Origin of the sequence: Verrucosispora sp. WMMD703 (assembly GCF_049178935.1) — a bacterium.
GTDB lineage: Bacteria > Actinomycetota > Actinomycetes > Mycobacteriales > Micromonosporaceae > Micromonospora > Micromonospora sediminimaris.
The window spans coordinates 4,976,005-4,994,228 of sequence record NZ_JBMHMM010000004.1 but is presented as its reverse complement, the minus strand read 5'-3'; the positions used below and the strand labels follow the sequence as shown (position 1 = coordinate 4,994,228).

General features: G+C 73.3%; 14 protein-coding genes. 11 read left to right on the top strand and 3 right to left on the bottom strand.

What is annotated here, in order from left to right; translation table 11 throughout:
* The first annotated feature begins 80 nt into the window (after positions 1–80).
* The 5 genes from ACN26Z_RS23130 (at position 81) to ACN26Z_RS23110 (ending at position 7,250) form a co-directional block, all read left to right on the top strand.
* Positions 81–3,473 carry an error-prone DNA polymerase gene (locus ACN26Z_RS23130; protein ID WP_421463412.1) on the top strand — a complete coding sequence of 1,131 codons (3,393 nt, stop codon included), beginning with the start codon at positions 81–83 and terminating at the stop codon, positions 3,471–3,473.
* Positions 3,474–3,507: 34 nt separating this feature from the next.
* Complete coding sequence (locus tag ACN26Z_RS23125; RefSeq protein ID WP_282240745.1) at positions 3,508–4,272, top strand: methyltransferase domain-containing protein; 765 nt, start codon at positions 3,508–3,510, stop codon at positions 4,270–4,272.
* The gene (locus ACN26Z_RS23120; protein WP_421463411.1) at positions 4,269–5,441 is read left to right on the top strand and encodes an alkaline phosphatase family protein; all 1,173 of its coding nucleotides are present in this window, start codon (positions 4,269–4,271) and stop codon (positions 5,439–5,441) included. Before ACN26Z_RS23125 ends, ACN26Z_RS23120 begins: the two co-directional genes overlap by 4 nt.
* A 38-nt stretch (positions 5,442–5,479) precedes the next feature.
* Complete coding sequence (locus ACN26Z_RS23115) at positions 5,480–6,739, top strand: DNA polymerase IV (protein ID WP_093401170.1); 1,260 nt, start codon at positions 5,480–5,482, stop codon at positions 6,737–6,739.
* Between the two features lie 115 nt (positions 6,740–6,854).
* Positions 6,855–7,250, top strand: coding sequence for a DUF3040 domain-containing protein (locus tag ACN26Z_RS23110; RefSeq protein WP_093401169.1), 396 nt, complete (start codon positions 6,855–6,857; stop codon positions 7,248–7,250).
* 208 nt (positions 7,251–7,458) lie between these two features.
* Here the strand turns inward: ACN26Z_RS23110 and ACN26Z_RS23105 are convergent, their stop codons facing one another.
* From ACN26Z_RS23105 to ACN26Z_RS23095, 3 genes are read right to left on the bottom strand one after another with little or no spacing between them, the layout of a single operon-like run.
* Complete coding sequence (locus ACN26Z_RS23105) at positions 7,459–9,930, bottom strand: transglutaminase TgpA family protein (protein ID WP_421463410.1); 2,472 nt, start codon at positions 9,928–9,930, stop codon at positions 7,459–7,461.
* A 16-nt stretch (positions 9,931–9,946) separates the two neighbouring features.
* Positions 9,947–11,245, bottom strand: a complete 1,299-nt coding sequence (locus ACN26Z_RS23100; protein ID WP_282237414.1) for a DUF58 domain-containing protein — start codon at positions 11,243–11,245, stop codon at positions 9,947–9,949.
* A 1-nt stretch (position 11,246) separates the two neighbouring features.
* The gene (locus tag ACN26Z_RS23095) at positions 11,247–12,299 is read right to left on the bottom strand and encodes an AAA family ATPase (RefSeq protein WP_093401166.1); all 1,053 of its coding nucleotides are present in this window, start codon (positions 12,297–12,299) and stop codon (positions 11,247–11,249) included.
* Between the two features lie 254 nt (positions 12,300–12,553).
* Here ACN26Z_RS23095 and mbhE point away from each other — a divergent pair, with 254 nt between their 5' ends.
* The 6 genes from mbhE to mnhG are packed head-to-tail and all read left to right on the top strand — an operon-like array spanning position 12,554 to position 18,182.
* Positions 12,554–15,322 carry a hydrogen gas-evolving membrane-bound hydrogenase subunit E gene (mbhE, locus tag ACN26Z_RS23090; RefSeq protein WP_421463409.1) on the top strand — a complete coding sequence of 923 codons (2,769 nt, stop codon included), beginning with the start codon at positions 12,554–12,556 and terminating at the stop codon, positions 15,320–15,322.
* Positions 15,319–15,690, top strand: a complete 372-nt coding sequence (locus ACN26Z_RS23085) for a sodium:proton antiporter (RefSeq protein ID WP_093401164.1) — start codon at positions 15,319–15,321, stop codon at positions 15,688–15,690. The genes mbhE and ACN26Z_RS23085 overlap by 4 nt, the downstream gene beginning before the upstream one ends.
* The gene (locus ACN26Z_RS23080; protein ID WP_421463408.1) at positions 15,687–17,150 is read left to right on the top strand and encodes a proton-conducting transporter membrane subunit; all 1,464 of its coding nucleotides are present in this window, start codon (positions 15,687–15,689) and stop codon (positions 17,148–17,150) included. Before ACN26Z_RS23085 ends, ACN26Z_RS23080 begins: the two co-directional genes overlap by 4 nt.
* A complete protein-coding gene (locus ACN26Z_RS23075; protein WP_421463407.1) occupies positions 17,147–17,563 on the top strand; it encodes a Na+/H+ antiporter subunit E in 417 nt (138 codons plus the stop codon). Before ACN26Z_RS23080 ends, ACN26Z_RS23075 begins: the two co-directional genes overlap by 4 nt.
* Positions 17,564–17,565: 2 nt before the next feature.
* Positions 17,566–17,823, top strand: a complete 258-nt coding sequence (locus ACN26Z_RS23070; protein ID WP_093401161.1) for a monovalent cation/H+ antiporter complex subunit F — start codon at positions 17,566–17,568, stop codon at positions 17,821–17,823.
* The gene (gene mnhG / locus ACN26Z_RS23065) at positions 17,820–18,182 is read left to right on the top strand and encodes a monovalent cation/H(+) antiporter subunit G (protein WP_282237418.1); all 363 of its coding nucleotides are present in this window, start codon (positions 17,820–17,822) and stop codon (positions 18,180–18,182) included. The genes ACN26Z_RS23070 and mnhG overlap by 4 nt, the downstream gene beginning before the upstream one ends.
* The last annotated feature ends 42 nt before the right edge of the window (positions 18,183–18,224 follow it).

The window sequence follows — 18,224 nt, the reverse complement described above, 5'->3', positions numbered from 1 at the left end:
ACCAGTTGCGGTATGCCGGGGCATCCGGGCCGGTCGAGGGCACGAGATGCGGCGTCCTGCGCGACGGCGAGGTGGCGGCGGTGAGTTTCCACAACCCCCGGTTGCCGTGGTCGGAGTTGGAGCGGGTGCTCTCCGGGCGGCCGGGCGGCGGCGGGCAGGGCAGCGGCGGGGGCGGGAAGGGCGGCGGCGCGGGGCGGCACCTGCATGTGGTGGATCCGCTGGCGGTCGACGCCGACGGGGGCGACTCGCCGGCCTGGAGCCGACGGCGGGAGCACTACCGGCCGCCGGAGCTGACCCGGCCCGACGACGTGCCGCCGTACGCCGAACTGCACGCGCACACCAACTTCAGCTTCCTCGACGGTGCCAGCCACCCCGAGGAACTGGCCGAGGAGGCCGTCCGGTTGGGGCTCACCGCGCTCGCCGTCACCGACCACGACGGTTTCTACGGTGTGGTGCGGTTCGCCGAGGCGGCCCGCGCGCTGGGTCTGCCGACGATCTTCGGAGCGGAGCTGTCCCTCGGCCTGCCCGGCCCGCAGAACGGCGTACCCGATCCGCACGGCCACCACCTGCTGCTGCTGGCCCACGGCCACGAGGGGTACGCCCGGCTGGCCGCGACCATCGCCCGCGCCCAGCTACGCGGCGGTGAGAAGGGCCGCCCGGTCTACGGCGAGCTGGAGGAGATCGCCGCCGACCTGCGCGACCACGTGCTGGTGCTCACCGGCTGCCGCAAGGGGCACGTGCCGGCCGCCCTGCTCACCGAGGGAGTCGACGCGGCGGCCCGCGAGCTGGACCGGCTCACCGCGCTGTTCGGCGCGGAGACGGTGGCGATGGAGTTGACCGACCACGGGCATCCGATCGACGGCGACCGCAACGACGCCCTGGCCGAGCTGGCGGCCGCCGCCGGCCTGCCCACGGTGGCCACGAACAACGTGCACTACGCGACTCCGGGGCGGCGTCGACTGGCCACCACCCTCGCGGCCGTCCGGGCCCGGCGCAGCCTGGACGAGATCGACGGCTGGCTGCCCGCGGCAGGCACCGCCCATCTGCGCGACGGCGCCGAGATGGCGGCCCGGTTCGCCGCGTACCCGGGTGCGGTGGCCCGGGCTGCCGAGTTCGGCGCCGAGCTGGCCTTCGATCTCCAGCTCGTCGCACCGCAGCTGCCGGCGTACCCGGTGCCGCCGGGGCACAACGAGATGAGTTGGCTGCGCCACCTCACCGAGCAGGGCGCGCGGGAGCGCTACGGCCCGCGCGCGGCACACCCGCAGGCGTACGCGCAACTCGACCACGAGCTGAACATGATCGAAGAGTTGGGCTTCCCCGGCTACTTCCTGGTGGTGTACGACATCGTCGACTTCTGCCGGCGGGCGGACATCTACTGCCAGGGTCGGGGTTCGGCGGCGAACTCGGCGGTCTGCTACGCGCTGCGGATCACAAACGTGGACGCGGTCCGGCATCGGCTGTTGTTCGAACGCTTCCTGGCACCCGAGCGCGACGGGCCGCCCGACATCGACGTGGACATCGAGTCAGACCGCCGGGAGGAGGTCATCCAGCACGTCTACGCCCGCTACGGCCGGGAGCACACCGCCCAGGTGGCCAACGTGATCTCCTACCGGCCCCGCTCGGCGGTGCGGGACGTGGCCAAGGCGTTCGGCTTCCCACCCGGCCAGCAGGACGCGTGGAGCAAGCAGATCGACCGCTGGGGCGACGTGGCCACGGTGGACGTGCCGGAGATCCCCGAGCAGGTGGTCGCGTACGCCAACGAGCTCCAGACGTTCCCCCGGCACCTGGGCATCCACTCCGGCGGCATGGTGATCTGCGACCGGCCGGTGATCGAGGTCTGCCCGGTGGAGTGGGGGCGGATGCCCGGCCGCAGCGTGCTCCAGTGGGACAAGGACGACTGCGCCGCCGTCGGCCTGGTCAAGTTCGACCTGCTCGGCCTCGGCATGCTGTCGGCGTTGCACTACGGCTACGACATGATCGGGATGAGCCTGGATCTCGGCGACATGACGCTTGACGACCCCGAGGTCTACGACATGCTCTGCCGCGCTGACTCGGTAGGGGTGTTCCAGGTGGAGAGCCGGGCCCAGATGGCCACCCTGCCCCGGCTGCGGCCCCGCGAGTTCTACGACCTGGTGGTCGAGGTGGCGCTGATCCGGCCCGGGCCGATCCAGGGCGGCTCGGTGCACCCGTACATCCGGCGCAAGAACGGCCAGGAGCCGGTGACCTTCGCGCATCCGCTGATGCGCAACGCGCTGGAGAAGACCCTCGGCGTGCCGTTGTTCCAGGAGCAGCTGATGCAGCTCGCCATCGACCTGGCCGGCTTCGACGCGGCCGAGGCCGACCAGTTGCGCCGGGCGATGGGCGCCAAACGGTCGGTGCAGCGGATGGAGCAGATCGCCGACCGGCTCTACCGGGGCATGGCGGAGCGCGGCATCACCGGCGAACTGGCCGACGACGTCTACCGCAAGCTCACCGCGTTCGCCAGCTACGGCTTCCCGGAGAGCCACGCGATGAGCTTCGCCTACCTGGTCTACGCCAGCTCCTGGCTGAAGCGCTATCACCCCGGTCCGTTCCTGGCCGCGCTGCTGAGCGCCCAGCCGATGGGCTTCTACTCGCCGCAGACCCTGGTCGACGACGCCCGCCGGCACGGCGTGGAGGTACGCCGACCGGACGTCAACGCCAGCGACGCGAAGCCGGTACTGGAATCCACCCCGGACACCCGCTGGGGCAGCCGGGCGGGGGAACCGCCGCACGCCTGGGGGCTGGGCGGCCCGGCGGTCCGGCTCGGGCTGTCCAGCGTGCGTACCCTCGGCGACGGGGTGGCCGAGCGGATCGAGGCCGAGCGGGCGGCGAACGGCCCGTACCGCGACATGCCGGAGCTGGCCCGGCGGGTGGGTCTGACCGCCGCGCAGTTGGAGGCGCTGGCCACCGCGGACGCCTTCGCCTGTTTCGGCCTGACCCGGCGGCAGGCGCTCTGGGCGGCCGGCGCGGCGGCCCAGGAGCGGCCCGGTCGGCTGCCCGGCACGGTGACCGGTACGGCGGCGCCCGTGCTGCCCGGGATGGAGGAGGTGGACCGGCTGGTCGCCGACGTCTGGGCCACCGGGTTGTCGCCGGAGAACCATCCGGCCCGGTTCATCCGGCCGCAGCTGGACGCCGTGGGCGCGGTGCCGATCGACAGGTTGGGCCGGGTGGAGCCGGGACGGCGGATCCGGGTCGGCGGGATCGTCACCCACCGGCAGCGGCCGGCGACCGCCGGTGGGGTCACCTTCCTCAACCTGGAGGACGAGACCGGCATGCTCAACGTCACCTGCTCGCCCGGCCTGTGGCAGCGGCATCGACGGGTGGCCCGCACCAGCACGGCGTTGGTGGTGCGGGGCCGGCTACAGCGGCACGAGGGGGTGGTCAACCTGGTCGCCGACCGGCTGGACCCGATCGAAGCACCGGTCCGCCCCACCTCCCGTGACTTCCGTTGACAGCCGCAGGTGCCCCCTGGCGATCTGTTCCCGGCTGACTAGGCTCGACCGGGTGGAACAGACCCCAGGCCCGGCTGGGCCGCCGCTCACCCCCCGTACCGCCGTGGTCTGGTCGGTGCTGCGCGCCGAGCTGGACCGCCGGCCGGCCGCCGAGCTGACCGTGCTGGACGTGGGCGGTGGCACCGGCGGCTTCGCGGTGCCGCTGGCCCGGGCCGGCCACCGGGTGACAGTGGTCGACGCCAGTCCCGACGCGCTCGCCGCGCTCAGCCGCCGCGCCGCGGAGGCCGGGGTCGCCGGGCGGGTACGCGCGGTGCAGGGCGACGCTGACGCGTTGGCCGGCCTGATCGAGCCGGCAAGCGTGGACCTGGTGCTCTGCCACGCCGTGTTGGAGGTCGTCGACGACCCGGCGCCCGTGGTGTCCGCGCTGGTCGGCGTGCTGCGACCGGGCGGCGCGGCGAGCGTGCTGGTCGCCGGGCGGGCCGCCGCGGTGCTCGGCCGGGCGATGAACGGGCACCTCGACGTGGCCGCGATCCTGGCCGCCGATCCGACCGGCGCGGCCGGCGCCCGGGACACCCTGCGCCGCCGCTTCGACGTCGAGAGCGCCGCCGCGCTGCTGGCCGCCGCCGGGCTCACCGTCGAGGAGATCCACGGCGTACGCGTCCTGGCCGACCTGCTGCCCGCGGCGGTGGCGGACGGTCAGGCCGCTGCCCTGGTCGAGTTGGAGCGGACGCTGGCCGCGCAACCACCCTGGCGGGACGTCGCGGCCCAGCTGCACCTGTTCGCCCGCCGCCCGGCATGACCGGCCTGATCGGTCGGGCCCGACCGCTGGATGTCGTCGCGCCGGGATACGGCGGTGGGAGCCTCGCCGACGTGCTGCCCAGCGCGCTTGCCGTGCTCGGTGTCCCCGGCGCCACGGACCCGCTCGGCCTCGCCGCCGAACTGCCGGGGGTACGCCGGATCGCGGTGCTGCTTGTCGACGGCCTCGGCTGGTACCAGATCCCGACGGCCGCGCCGTACGCGCCGACGCTCACCGGACTGACCGCCGCGGCCGGCCGACCGCTCACCTGCGGTTTTCCCTCCACCACCCCGACCAGCCTGGTCACCCTGGGCACCGGTGTGGCGCCCGGGGCGCACGGGGTGCTCGGCTTCACCGTGTGCGTTCCGGGTACCGAGCGCGTGCTCAACCACATCGAGTGGCGCGACGGCGATCCCGACCCGCTGCGCTGGCAACCGGTCCCCACCCAGTTGGAACGGGCGCGGGCGGCGGGTGTGGCGGTGACCGTGGTGAGCCGGCCGGAGTTCGGCGGCACCGGCCTGACCCTGGCCGCGAACCGGGGCGGTGACTACCGGGGCGCGGCCGGGGTCGACGCGGTGGCCGCCACCACGCTGGCGGCGCTGACCGCCGGACCCGGTCCGACTCTCGTCTCCGCCTACCACCCGGACGTCGACCGCCACGGTCACCTCAGCGGCGTCGACTCGTTGCCGTGGCGGGTGGCGGTGACCGAGTTGGACGGGTTGCTGGCCCGGTTGCTGGACGGGTTGCCGCCCGACGCCGCGCTGCTGGTCACCGCCGATCACGGGCAGCTCGACATTCCCGCCGGGGACCGGTTCGACCTGGACACCGCCCCCCGGTTGACCGACGGGGTGCGGGTGGTGGCGGGCGAGCCCCGGGTGCGCTACCTGCATGTCGCGCCGGGGGCCACCGCCGACGTGGTGGCGGCCTGGTCGGCCGTGCTCGGCACCGCCGCCCGGGTGCTGACCCGTGAGGAGGCGGTGGCCAGTGGCCGGTTCGGGCCGGTGGCCACCGACCACCTGGACCGGATCGGCGATGTGGTGGTGGTCTGCAACGACACGTTCGCCGTGCTGGCCAGTCGGTCGGAGCCGCCGATGGTGTCCCGGTTGGTGGCCTTCCACGGCGCGGACACGGCAGCCGAGATGACCATTCCGCTGCTGGTGGTGCGGGGCTGACCGGCCGGAATGTCACTCCCGCGGGCTAACCTGCGCGGGTGGGCCGCAGCCAGTCGCTACCCCGGGGCGGTGATCCCCGGTTCGGGCCCGGCGCCGACGACGCCGGGTGCCCGATCCTGCACGTCGACATGGACGCCTTCTACGCCTCGGTGGAGGTCCGTCACCGCCCCGAGCTGCGCGGCCGGGCCGTCGTGGTCGGCGGGGTCGGTCCCCGCGGCGTGGTCAGTTCGGCCAGCTACGAGGCCCGGCGGTACGGCGTTCGCAGCGCCATGCCCACGATGCGGGCCCGTGCTCTCTGCCCGCACGCGGTCTTTCTCGCTCCCGACTTCGCCAGCTACTCGGCAGCCTCGCGGGCGGTCATGCAGATTTTCCGTGATGTCACGCCGCTGGTCGAGCCGCTCTCGCTGGACGAGGCCTTCCTCGACGTCGCAGGTGCCCGGCGACTGTTCGGTAGGCCGGCGACGATCGCCCGTCGCATCCGCGAGCGGGTCGCCGAGGAGCAGGGGCTGACCTGCTCGGTCGGGGTCGCGCCGAGCAAGTTCGTGGCCAAGCTCGGCTCGACCCGGGCGAAGCCCGACGGTCTGCTCGTGGTGCCGGCCGACCGGGTGCTCGAGTTCCTCCACCCGCTACCGGTCGCCGCGCTGTGGGGGGTGGGGGAGCGTTCCGAGCAGGCCCTGCTGCGACTCGGTCTGCGTACCGTCGGCGACCTCGCGCAGGCGCCGCTGGGCATGCTGCGGACCGCGCTCGGCGAGGCGGCCGCCGCGCACCTGCACGAGCTGTCCTGGGGCCGTGACCCGCGCCGGGTCAGCCCGGAGCAGGCCGAGAAGTCGATCGGCGCGGAGGTCACCTTCGACGTGGATGTCGACGATCCGGCCGAGATCCGTCGTACGCTGCTGGCCCTGGCCGAGAAGGTCGGTGCCCGGTTACGAGCCAGCGGTCAGGTGGGGCGGACGGTCTCGCTCAAGGTGCGGACCGCCGACTTCCGCACGGTGAGCCGGGCACGCACCCTGGACGTGCCCACCGACGTGGCTCGGGAGATGTTCGACACGTCCTGGGCGCTCTACACCGCGCTGGATCCAGGTGAGCGGATTCGCCTGCTCGGTGTCCGGGCGGAAGGATTGACGGCGGCGGACCAGACGCCGCAGCAACTCGCCCTCGGCCAGCCGGAGCGGGGCTGGCGGGAGGCGGAGGTGGCGGCCGACGCGGCGGCTGCCCGTTTCGGGCGGTCCGTCATAGGACCGGCCAGTCTTCTCACCGGGCGCGATCCCCGACGAAATGAAAATCCGACCCGGCCGTAGGTCGTCCCGCTTTCCGACGCGCGAGGGCCCTCGTAGACTTGCGGGTAAGCAGCCGGTTGGCTGCCACGGTCTGTCGGTCCGACCGGACCGACCAACGTGACCGGGGAGGAGTGCCGTGCCGCTCTCGGAGCACGAGCAGCGGCTGTTCGAGCAGATCGAGCGGTCGCTTGCCGAGGACCCCAAGTTCGCCTCGGCGGTGCGCGCCAGCGATCCGCGCTTCCACGCGCGGCGTCGCCTGCTCGTCGCTGCCGGCCTGATCATCGCTGGCCTGGCGTTGCTGGTCTATGGCGCGGTGATCAAGACTCCGCCGCTGGCAGTGGCGGGATTCGTTGTCATGTTGGCCTCGGCCGCGTTCGCGGTGCAGTCGCACCGTCGGGCGCAGTCACCCGACCTGCACGTCGTCGGGGGCACGGCGAGTCGTCGCCGGCCCCGAGGCCGTGCCGGCCGGAGGTCGGGTTTCCTCGACCGGATGGAGGACCGGTGGCGGCAGCGCCCGGAGGGGCACCGCTGACCCCGTTCCACCGTAGACGAGGAAGCACGTCACCCCGGGCCGACCGCCCGGGGTGAGTGGCGCGCAAACGGCCAGGGCGCCGGGTGGGGCTTCGCGTTGCCCTCCTGCCGCTGATGGCTGTCACCCGGCCGGTTGCCGGTAGGCGCGTCTGCCGGCGACCCACGAGGGTGTCGCCGGCAGACGGTGAGGATGGTGGGGCGGGTCGCGTTCAGCGCCCCGCGCGGCTGGCGATCAGCCGACGTGGACTGAACCGCAGCAGCCTCCGGCGCACCTGCCCGGCCGAGTTGACCAGTCGTGACGAGTTATCCGCGATCGCGGTGCGCCACCGGGACAACACCGACGGCGGCAGCATGGTCGCCACCAGCCGGGTCCGCCGGTCGGCCTGCCCGGCCAGCGCGTCGCGCACCGTCCGTAGGGCCGCCGGCAACGGTTCGCCGGTCAACGGGTCCCGGGCGTAACGGGCCCGCTCCTCCGCACGTCCGAGCAGACGTACCGCCGAGCCGGCGTCGGTCTGCGCGGCCAGGCGCTCCCGGGCCACCCGCTCCGCCGTGGCGCGGGGGGTTTCCGTCCGATCCACCCCGACCCGGTAGTCGACAAGCGTGTCGATCAGCTCGTCCCAGGCGGCGTGCGCGTCGGCCCGTGCCCGGTCCGGATCGGTGGCGACCACCACGACCGGTTGACCGGTCGCCGACGGGTCCGCGTCCGGCGCGTCGACCGCCCGCACCGCCGGTGCCGGCCGGCCCCGACGGCGGCGCAGCGCGAGTCGGCGCAGTGCGGGCACGGCGAGCAGGACCAGCAGCGTCAGGACGCTGGCGGCGACCAGCCACGGCCAGACTGGCGTCTGCGCGGTGGGAGTGTCGGAGCCGACCGCCGCACCCGGGTCCTCGCCCTCCTCGAACTGGTTCGGTCCCTGCTCCGCCTCGGCCGAAGGATCCGTCTCCTCGGGCGTGTCCGCGCTGCCGCCCTGCGGCGTGCTCTCCTCCGGGGCGTCCACGTCCGGCGCCCACGCCGAGCGGGTCGAGCCCGGCACGCCGTAGGCCGGGGTGGCGTCGAACGGCACCCAGCCGATCTGGTCGAAGTAGACCTCGGTCCAGGCGTGCAGATTGCGGTTGGTCAGGGTGAGGGTGTCGTCGCTGCGACGGCTGCCGTTGGTGAACCCGAAGGCGACCCGGGCCGGGATGCCCGCGTCGCGGACCATCCAGGCCAGCGCTGCGGCGTACTGCTGGCAGTAGCCGACCTTGTTCTCCAGGAAGTCGAGAATCGCCTCGCCGCTGCTGCCCTGCTCGGTGCTGAGCCGGTAGCTGAAGCCGTTGTCCTCGGAGAAGTAGTTGTAGATGGCTCGCACCTTGTCGTACTCGGTGCGCGCGCCCCGGATCAGGTCCTCCACCAGGGCCCGGACCTCCGGCACGTCCGGCGTCACGGTCTGCTGCCGGCGCAGCGGCAGGTCCGCCGGCAGCGGCTGAGCCCGCCGCAGCGCCTGCGGACTGTACGACGAGCGCACGTAGTCGAAGGAGTACTCCTTGCCCCGGGAGTTCTCCCGGTTGGAGAAGACGACCTGCAGGTTCGGGTCGTAGAACCAGTTGTTGCCCAGCTCGGCGAAGCTGACCGGCTCGGCGTAGACCGGCAACAGCGGCATGTTCAGCTCGCGGCTCACCTGCACGGTGGCCCGTTGCCGGGTGCGCTGGATGCCCGGCGCCGAACGCCCGGAGGGATCGGGCAGGTCGCCGGTGACCCGCCTACCGTTGGGCCCGCGCACCCGGAAGCCGTCGGTACGCAGGTCGTCGGCGACCCCGAAGCGCAGATAGAACGGCTCCTCCTCGGTGGTGGTGACCGTCACCAGGTCGGTCACCTGGGACTGGTTGAGCTGGCCACTGAGCGCGGCGAAGAGGTCGACCCGGCCCGGGGAGCCACCGAACCCGGGACCGATGCCGGAGCCGGGGCCGGAGTTGAGCGTGGTCATCAAGCCGGCGGTCATTCCCGGCACGGCCAACGGAACCAGTACGGCGAGCGCGAGGCCCACCACCGCGAGTCGCCGGCCGGCGGCGGCCAGCGGGGACGACTCCCAGACATCGACGTCGCGGCCGTCGCCGGTGAACCGCCGGCCGAACCGACGGACCCGGTCCACGTTGTCGGTGACCAGCAGCCACAGGAAACCGGCGGCGCCGATCGCGAACGGCACCGGCGGGACGCTGTCCACGTAGACCGCGACCGGCACCGAGTAGATGGCAAGCATGGGCAGCCCGGCCAGAGCGGGGCGGCGCAGCCCGACGCAGAGCACGTCCACCAGCACCGCCACTCCGCCGATGCCGAGCACGGTGATGAACAGCAGCGGGTCGGTGTCCGGAACCTTCACGCCGTGGGAGCGCATGTCCTCGACCGAGTTGCCGAGCAACTCGGCGAAGTGCCCGAAGGTGGCCGGGGTGGGCAGCACCGCGAGCAGTTCGGAGCCGCTGGGGAACAGCCAGGTCAGGGCCAGGGTGAGACCGCCGACCATGGCCAGGATCTGCACCCACAGCGGGGTCCGGCCGAGCCGGGCCAGCGACGCCGCGGCCGCCACCGCGGCCACCGCGATGACCGCCTGGACCAGCCACGTCCAGCGATCGAAGATGGCCGACAGTGGCGCTGCCGCGAGCAAGGTCGCGCCGGCGGCCACCAGGCCCAGATTCCGATGGGCGATCATGAGGGGGACCTTCCGTTCATCGCACGCCACCGGCCACGGTCTCGGCCATCGCCGCGCGCAGCGCGAACCCCTGCGAGCCCCGCCCCGCCTGTGGCCAGAGCGCCGCCAGCCGGCCGCCGTGATCGACGCCGATTACCCGCCAGCCGGAATGCAGCAGCGCCAGCGCCGCGGTGTCGTGTGCCTGATCGGCCTCGGCCCGCGCGGGCGTCGGCAGGTTCAACCAGGCGGAGCTGTCCAACAGGAAGCAGACACAGGTGGCGCCGTTGGCGCGCAACCCGGCCAACAGCTCCGCCTCGGCGGTGCTCAGCGACCCGAACAGCCCGATGATCAGCCCGCCGTCGGCGCGTTGCCGTACGTGCTGCACCAGAGTGGTGATCTCGACCCGCTGATCGAGCCGGACCTCCGCGAGCTGGTCGAGCAGCAGGCCGTCGCCGGCGCCCTCGGTGGCGTCGACGTCCGCGCCCGAGCCGGTGACCAGGCGCAGCTTGTACCCGGCCTGCCGCAGGTGCACCGCGATGCTGGCGGCGGCCGAGACCGCCCACTCGAAGCTCGCGGTCGGACCGTCGCCCTGATGTCCGTAAGCGCGGGTGTCCAGCAGCACCGTCGCCCGGCTCTCCCAGGGCTGCTCCTCCCGGCGCACCATCAGCTCGCCGGTGCGCGCGGTCGACTTCCAGTGCACCCGGCGCAGGTCGTCGCCGCGCCGGTACTCCCGGGTGGCCGCATCGTCCTCGCCGTGCACCGCCACCGAGCGGGCCCGACTCTCACCGCTGCCGGCGTACTCGCCGGGCAGCCGCACCGACGGCAGTGGGACCACCTGCGGAACGACGGTGAGCCGGTCGGTACCGGGGAAGGCGCGGCTGAGTTCGCAGAGGCCGAAGGGGTCGGTCATCCGGACCACCAGCGGCCCCACCTCGTACCGGCCGCGCACGTCGGCGCGCACCGTGTAGGCCACGGAGCTGGCCTGGTGCGCGCCGAGACGTTCCAGCACCACCCGGGGGCGGCTGCCGAGGGCGTACGGAAGCCGGTCCTCCAGCAGCAGGGTGCCGGTGGGCAGCCGGGACATGTTCTGCAGGCGCAGCACCACCCGGGCGGTCGCGCCGACCGGCACCCGGTGCGGCTCCAGCGACCGGTGGCAGGCGAGCTTGTAACGGCTGCGGCCGACGTACAGCGCGGCGAGCAGCGGCAGGACGGCCAGCAGCACGGCCACCCGCAGCAGGTCCTTCTCGCCGAGGATGCCGGCGGAGATGGCCGCCGCCACCGCCGCGGCCAGGAAGGAGCGGCCGCGGGTGGTCAGCCCGCGCAGCCCGTCACGCACGTCACGGCCTCCGCGGCTCGAAGGGGGCCCGGCCGTTACCGCTCGGTGGCCGGGTGTCGTAGGGCGAGCGCTTCCGGTCGTGCGGCAGCGGCAGCCGGTGCACCAGGTCGGCGACGATCGCGTCGGTGGTACGCCGGGCGAGCTGGGCGTCGGCCGTGGGGATGATCCGGTGCGCCAGCACCGGCACGGCGAGCACCTGAAGGTCGTCGGGCAGGACGTAGTCGCGCCCGTCGAGGGCGGCTACCGCGCGGGCGGTGCGCAGCAGTTGCAGGGTGCACCGGGGGGAGGCGCCCAGCCGCAGGTCGGGTGACTCGCGGGTGGCGGTGACCAGGTCGACCGCGTACTGCTTGACCGCGTCGGCGACGTGCACCTGCCGGACGTGACCGATCAGCCGGCGTACGGTGTCGGCGTCGGAGACCGGCCGCAGCCCGGACAGCGGGTCGACCGCACCGTGTCCGTCGAGCATGGCCAGCTCGGCGGTCGGGTCCGGGTACCCCATCGCGATGCGGGCGGTGAACCGGTCGCGCTGCGCCTCCGGCAGCGGGTAGGTGCCCTCCATCTCGATCGGGTTCTGGGTGGCGATCACCATGAACGGCGTCTGCAGCTGGTAGGTCACCCCGTCGACGGTGACCTGCCGTTCCTCCATGCACTCCAGCAGCGCGGACTGGGTCTTCGGCGAAGCCCGGTTGATCTCGTCGCCGACGACCAGGTTCGCGAAGACGGCACCCGGACGGAACTCGAAGTCGTGGGTCTCCTGGTTGTAGACGCTGACCCCGGTGACGTCGCTGGGCAGCAGGTCGGGCGTGAACTGGATGCGGCGTACCGAACAGTCGATCGACCTGGCCAGGGCCTTGGCCAGTTTGGTCTTGCCGACGCCGGGCACGTCCTCGATGAGCAGGTGACCCTCGGCGAGCAGGACGGCCAGCGCGAGCCGCACGGTCGCGGTCTTGCCCTCGATGACCTGTTCGATGTTGGTAACGATCGCGTCACTGGCGGCGCGGAACTCGTCGTACGGCAGCAGACCGCCAACGTCGTCCCAGGTCTGTTGTGTCACGGGCCTCCTCCTCGTCGCCGTCACGGCAGCTCTCTACAAGAGCACCTGGCCCCGCCGTTTCGTTCGCGACGTGTGAGCCTCATGTGCCGCGGCAATCTCACTGGCCTCTCAGGCTAACCATGTTTGTCGTCAACGCCGACCGCCGCAGGTGTTTGAGCGCTTACGCAGTGATTTGTCATTCACACAGCGCATGTCATCGGTTCTGCCGGGTAAGCGGGCCCGAATCCGCCTGCCGGACAGGAGGACATGACGAGGTGATCCTCGCCGCCACGCTCGCCTGGCAGGTCGGCCTGGCGGTCTGCGTACCGCTGCTGGTGCGGCGCTTCGGCCGTGACGCCGGCTATCCGCTGGCCGCCGGCTATCTCGTCGCGGCGGCGCTGCTGCTCACCCGGTTGCCGGTGATCCTCGACGACCGGGAAGTCACCGTGGCCTGGCGGTGGCTGCCCGGGCTGGCGGTCCACGCCGCGTTGCGGATGGACGCGCTGGGTTTGGTCTTCGCGCTGCTGGCGCTCGGCGTGGGCGCGCTCATCATGGCCTACTGCCCCCGCTACCTCGACGGCAGCGAGGCCGAGCAGCAGCGGGTGTACGTGACGATGACCCTCTTCGCCGCCGCGATGCTGGGCCTGGTCCTCGCCGACGACCTGCTGGTGCTCTTCGTCTTCTGGGAACTCACCTCGATCCTGTCGTTCGTCCTGATCGGGCAGGGCGGTCAGCCGGCGGCCACCGGACCGGCCGTGCAGGCGCTGCTGGTCACCGTCGCCGGCGGTCTCGCGCTGCTGACCGCGATCGTGCTGCTGGCGGTCCACCTCGGCACCACCAGCCTGGACACCATCGTGGCCGAGCCGGAGCGACTGAGCGGCGTACCGGCCTGGGTGGTGGGGACGCTGATCATCGTTGCGGCGTTCACCAAGTCCGCGCAGCTGCCGTTCCATTTCTGGCTGCCCGGCGCGATGGTGGCGATCACGCCGGTGAGCGCGTACCTGCACGCGGCGACGATGGTGAAGGCCGGCATCTACCTGCTGATGCGCTTCTCGGCGGTGTTCGGCGGCTCCTGGGCGTGGAACGGCACCCTGATCGCCGTCGGCCTGCTCACCGCGATCCTCGGCGCGCTGCTCGCGCTGCGCCAGTACGACCTGAAGGCGCTGCTGGCGTACTCCACGGTCAGTCAGCTCGGCCTGCTGGTCGGGGTGATCGGCGTCGGCACCCCGGACGCCGACGCGGCGGCGATCCTCTACACCGTCGCCCACGCGCTGTTCAAGGCGACCCTGTTCATGCTGGTCGGCATCATCGACCACCAGGCGGGCAGCCGCGACGTGCGGGAACTGGCGGGGCTGCACCGGGTGATGCCGGCGACGGTCTGGCTCACCGCGCTGGCGGCGATGTCGATGGCCGGCCTGCCGCCGACCATCGGCTTCGTCGGGAAGGAGGCGATCTTCGAGGCCCTCAGCGGGGCCTACGGGGGAGGGTGGTTGGGCTGGTGCGCGGCCGGGCTCGGGGTGCTCGCCTCGGTGCTCACCTTCGCGTACGCGGCCCGCTTGGTGCACGGGATGGTGGAGGGACCGACCCGGCAGCGCCAGCTGCGCGAGCCGTCCTGGGCGTTTCTCGCCCCGGCCGCGGTGGCCGCGGTGACCGCGACCGTGCTCGGCCCGACGGTGGCCGTGCTGAGCCCGCTGGTGGAGCGGGCCGCGGACGATGCCCGCCCGGAGGGTACGCCGCCCTATCTGGCCTTCTGGCACGGCTTCACCCCGGCGTTGGGGCTGAGCGTGCTCACCGTGCTGCTGGGCGTGCTGATGTTCCTCGGCCGGGTCCGGGTGGACCGGTGGCTTCGGTCCGTACCCACCATCCCGCCGTTCGCCGAGTTGTTCGAGCGCGCCCGGCAGGCGCTGCTGCATGCGGGCTCGTTCGTCGCCCGGACCGCGCGCGCGCCGGGGCCGGCACCGTACCTGGCCCGGCCGTTGCTGGCGACGGTGGCCCTGGCCACGGTCGCGGCGGTGACGCTGAGCGACGTCCCGGCCGGTCTGGGTGATGGCGACCCGGCCCGGCCCGGCGACTGGCTGCTGCTGGGGATGCTCGTGACGGCGCTCGCCGGGCTGCTGGTGGCGCGCTCCGCGCTGGCGGCGATCGGCCTCACCGGAGTGGTGGGGCTGCTGCTGTCGGCGTGGTTCCTGACCGTCGGAGCACCGGACGTGGCGTTGACCCTGATGCTGGTGGAGGTGCTGACCGCGGTGGTCGTCATGCTGGCTCTGCGGCAGCAGCCGCCTCGGCTCGCGCCCGTCGGACGGCGCCGGCCGGTCGTGGGCGCGGCCCTGCTCGCGGCCGCCACCGGTGTCGCGGCCGCCGCCGGTACGGCCGTGCTGACCGGCCGCGACCGGGTGTCCGGCCCTGGCCGGTGGTACCTCGACCGGGCGGAGGCGTTGACCGGCGGTGCCAACGTCGTCAACACCATCCTGGTGGACTTCCGAGCCCTGGACACCCTCGGCGAGGCGGTGGTGCTCGCGGTGGTGGCACTCGGGCTGGTCCGGCTTGCCGCCGGTCGCCCGGTCGAGCCGGCCAGCACCGGAACGGCCGGCGACGACCTCGTGCTCGGCCTCGCCTACCGGGTGCTCGCACCGGTGATGCTGCTCGCCTCGGCGGTGCTGTTCCTACGCGGACACGAGGAGACCGGCGGCGGCTTCATCGGGGCGCTGCTGGCGGGCACCGCCGTCGGGCTCGGCCAGTTGGCGCACCCCGGCGGCGCACCACTGCTGAGTCGGCTCAGGTCGGCGCCGCTGGTGGCGGCCGGGCTGCTGACCGCGACGGTCGCCGCGCTGGTGCCGCTCGCCGCAGGTCGGTCGCTGCTCGCGCCGCTCGCTCTGGGCACACCGGATCCGTTGCCGTCGCTGTCCACGTCGCTGCTGTTCGACCTCGGGATCTACCTGATGGTCCTGGCGCTGGTGGTGGCCGCGGTGCGCCGCCTCGGCGTACCGCCGGCTACTCCGACCGACCTGCCGACCGGCCAGCCGGAGACCGGAGGTGCCCGGTGAGCGCCGCGTTCGTGGTCGGCGTCCTGGTGGCCGCGGGGGTGTTCCTGCTGCTGCGGCCGGGCCTGCTGCGCGTGGTGCTGGGCTTCGTGCTGCTCGGTCACGCCGTCAACGTGGTGCTGCTCGCCGCCGGTGGGCTGGCCCGGCGGACCGCGGCGCTGGAGGAGGTCGGTCCCGACACCGCCGATCCGTTGCCGCAGGCGTTCGTGCTGACCGCGATCGTGATCAGCTTCGGAATCACCATCCATCTGCTCGGCCTGCTGCGACGCGGTGCCGGTGGGCCCGCCGCAGATCCGACCGGTGGCGACGCCGACGCCGATTCCGAAGGTGACGGCGGAGAGGGCGGGCACGGCACGGGGCGGCGCCGGTGAGCGGTCTGCTGCTGATCCCGGTGGTCGGGCCGCTGCTCGTCGCCGGGGTGCTGCTCGCCCTGCCGGGCCGCACCAGGCTGCATCGGGTCGGCGCGTTCACGACCATGACTGTGGTGCTGGCGACCGGGCTGGTGCTGCTGGCGTGGACCGGTGGGGGCGCGTTGGCCGTGCTGCGCGTCGGTGGCTGGCCCGGTCCGATCGCCATCAGCCTGGCGGCAGACGTGTTCAGCGCCCTGCTGGTCACGGTGACGGCGCTGGTGGTGCTTTGCTGTCTCGTCGCCGCCGTCGGCTCCGGAGACGACAGTCGCCCGTACTTCCTGCCGCTGGTGCTGGTGCTCGCGGCCGGGTCCGGCGGCGCGTTCCTCACCACCGATCTGTTCAACCTCTTCGTGCTCATCGAGGTGATGCTGGTGCCCTCGTACGTGCTGCTGAGCCTGGCCGGCGGGGCCGGGCGCGGCGGCGCGGGACGGGTGTACGTGGCCACCAACCTGCTCGGGTCCACCCTGCTGCTGGCCGGGGTGGCCCTGGTCTACGGCACCACCGGAGTGGTCGGGCTGGGCGACCTGGCCGGCGCGGCACGCGACCAACCGACCGTCGCGGTCGCCGGTGGCGTGGTGCTGCTCGCCCTCGGCGTCAAGAGTGCGCTGGTGCCGCTGCACGACTGGCTGCCCCGCACCTATCCGGTGGCCTCGCCGGTGGTGGTGGCGCTCTTCTCCGGGCTGCTGACCAAGGTCGGTCTCTACGCGGTGATCCGGATCTACGCGGTGGTGTACGGCGGCGATCCTGGATACCGCTGGCTGCTCGGCGCGGTGGCGCTCGTGTCGATGGTGGTCGGCGTGCTCGGGGCCGTGGGTGAGAACTCGATGCGGCGGATCCTGGCCTTCCACATGGTCAGCCAGCTCGGCTACGTACTGCTCGGCCTGGCCCTGTTCACCGCCGCCGCGCTTGCCGCGGCGGTCTACTACCTGGCCCAGTACATCGTGGTCAAGGCGGCGTTGTTCCTGTGCGCCGCAGCGATACGCGCCGGGCGCGGCACCGACCGGCTCGACGGTTCCGGCGGTCTTGCCGGGCAACGTCCGGCGCTCGCCCTGGCCTTCGCCGGGGCGGCGCTGTCGCTGGCCGGCCTGCCGCCGTTCTCCGGGTTCCTGGCGAAGTTCCTGCTGCTGCGGGCCACCGCGGAGGCCGGCGCCTGGCTGGCCATGACGGTCGCGGTGCTGGTCAGTCTGGTCACCCTGCTGTCCATGCTGAAGGTCTGGAGCGCGCTGTTCACCGGGGACCCGCCGGCCTCGTCGAGCGTGGCGAAGCGGATCGGCCCGACCCTGGTCGGCCCGCCCCTGGTGCTGGCCGGCCTCTCCCTGGCAGCCGGGCTGGCGGCGGCACCGCTGCTGATGCTCGCCGACACGGCGGCGGCCGGGCTGCGTGACCCGGCGGGCTACGTACGGGCGGTGACCGGCCGATGAGCACCGGCGCTATGCCGGTCCCGCGCCGCACGGTGGTGCGGGCTCGACGACTCCTGCGGTTCGCCGGCTATTTCGCGGTCCGGCTGGTCCAGGCGAACCTCGCCGTGGCCTGGGAGATTCTGACGCCGGGTTCCCGGCTGGCGCCGGCGGTGGTGCGGGTGCCGCTGCGGGCGACCACCGACACCGAGGTGGCCGCGGTGGCGCTGGCGGTGAGCCTGACTCCGGGCACGCTGACCCTGGGCGTGCACCGCGAACCCACCGCCGCGCTGTGGGTGCACGGCATGTACGCCGCCGACCCGGTGGCGTTCCGGCGGGCGGTGACCGAACTGGAGTGGCGGTTGCTGGCCGCCCTGCGTCCGGCCGCCCACCCGGACGGCCCGGACGCCGGCCGGTCGGAGGTGACCCGGAGGTGACGATGATCCTGCTCGACTCGGTACTCGTGGTCCTCGCCGGCTCGATGGCGGTGGTGATCGTCCGGCTGGTGGTCGGTCCGACCGACGCCGACCGGGCAGCCGCCCTGGATCTCGGCTTCTTCGTCTTCCTGGCGGCCCTGGCGGTGCTCGCCGCCCGGCTGCATGCCCCCGATCTGCTCGACCTGGTGCTGACCGGCACGCTTGTGAGTTTCCTGGCGACGGTGGCGATGGCCCGGCTGGTGCACCGGCGGCAGCGATGATCCGCACCGTGGCGGCGTCGACGTTGTTGCTGCTCGGCACCGCGCTGATCGCGACCAGCGCGGTCGGCCTGATCCGCCTGCCGGACGTCTATCACCGGATGAACTCCGTGGCCAAGGCGGCCAGCCTGGGGGTGAGCTGCGTGCTGCTCGGCGTGCTGCTGCTGATCCCTGGCTGGCGTACCGCCGTGGTGGTCCTGGCCGCCGTCGGGCTGCAACTGTTCACCGCGCCGATCGGCGGCTACACCCTGGCGCGGGCCGCCTACCGGTCCGGGGCGCCGCTGGCACCGATCACCCGCTACGACGAACTCGGTGGCCGGGCCGGCGAGGGCGGCGACGAGCCGGCCCGGGACCAGATCTGAGGGGTGGTGGGCGGCGGCGACACACCACGCGCGGTACACTGC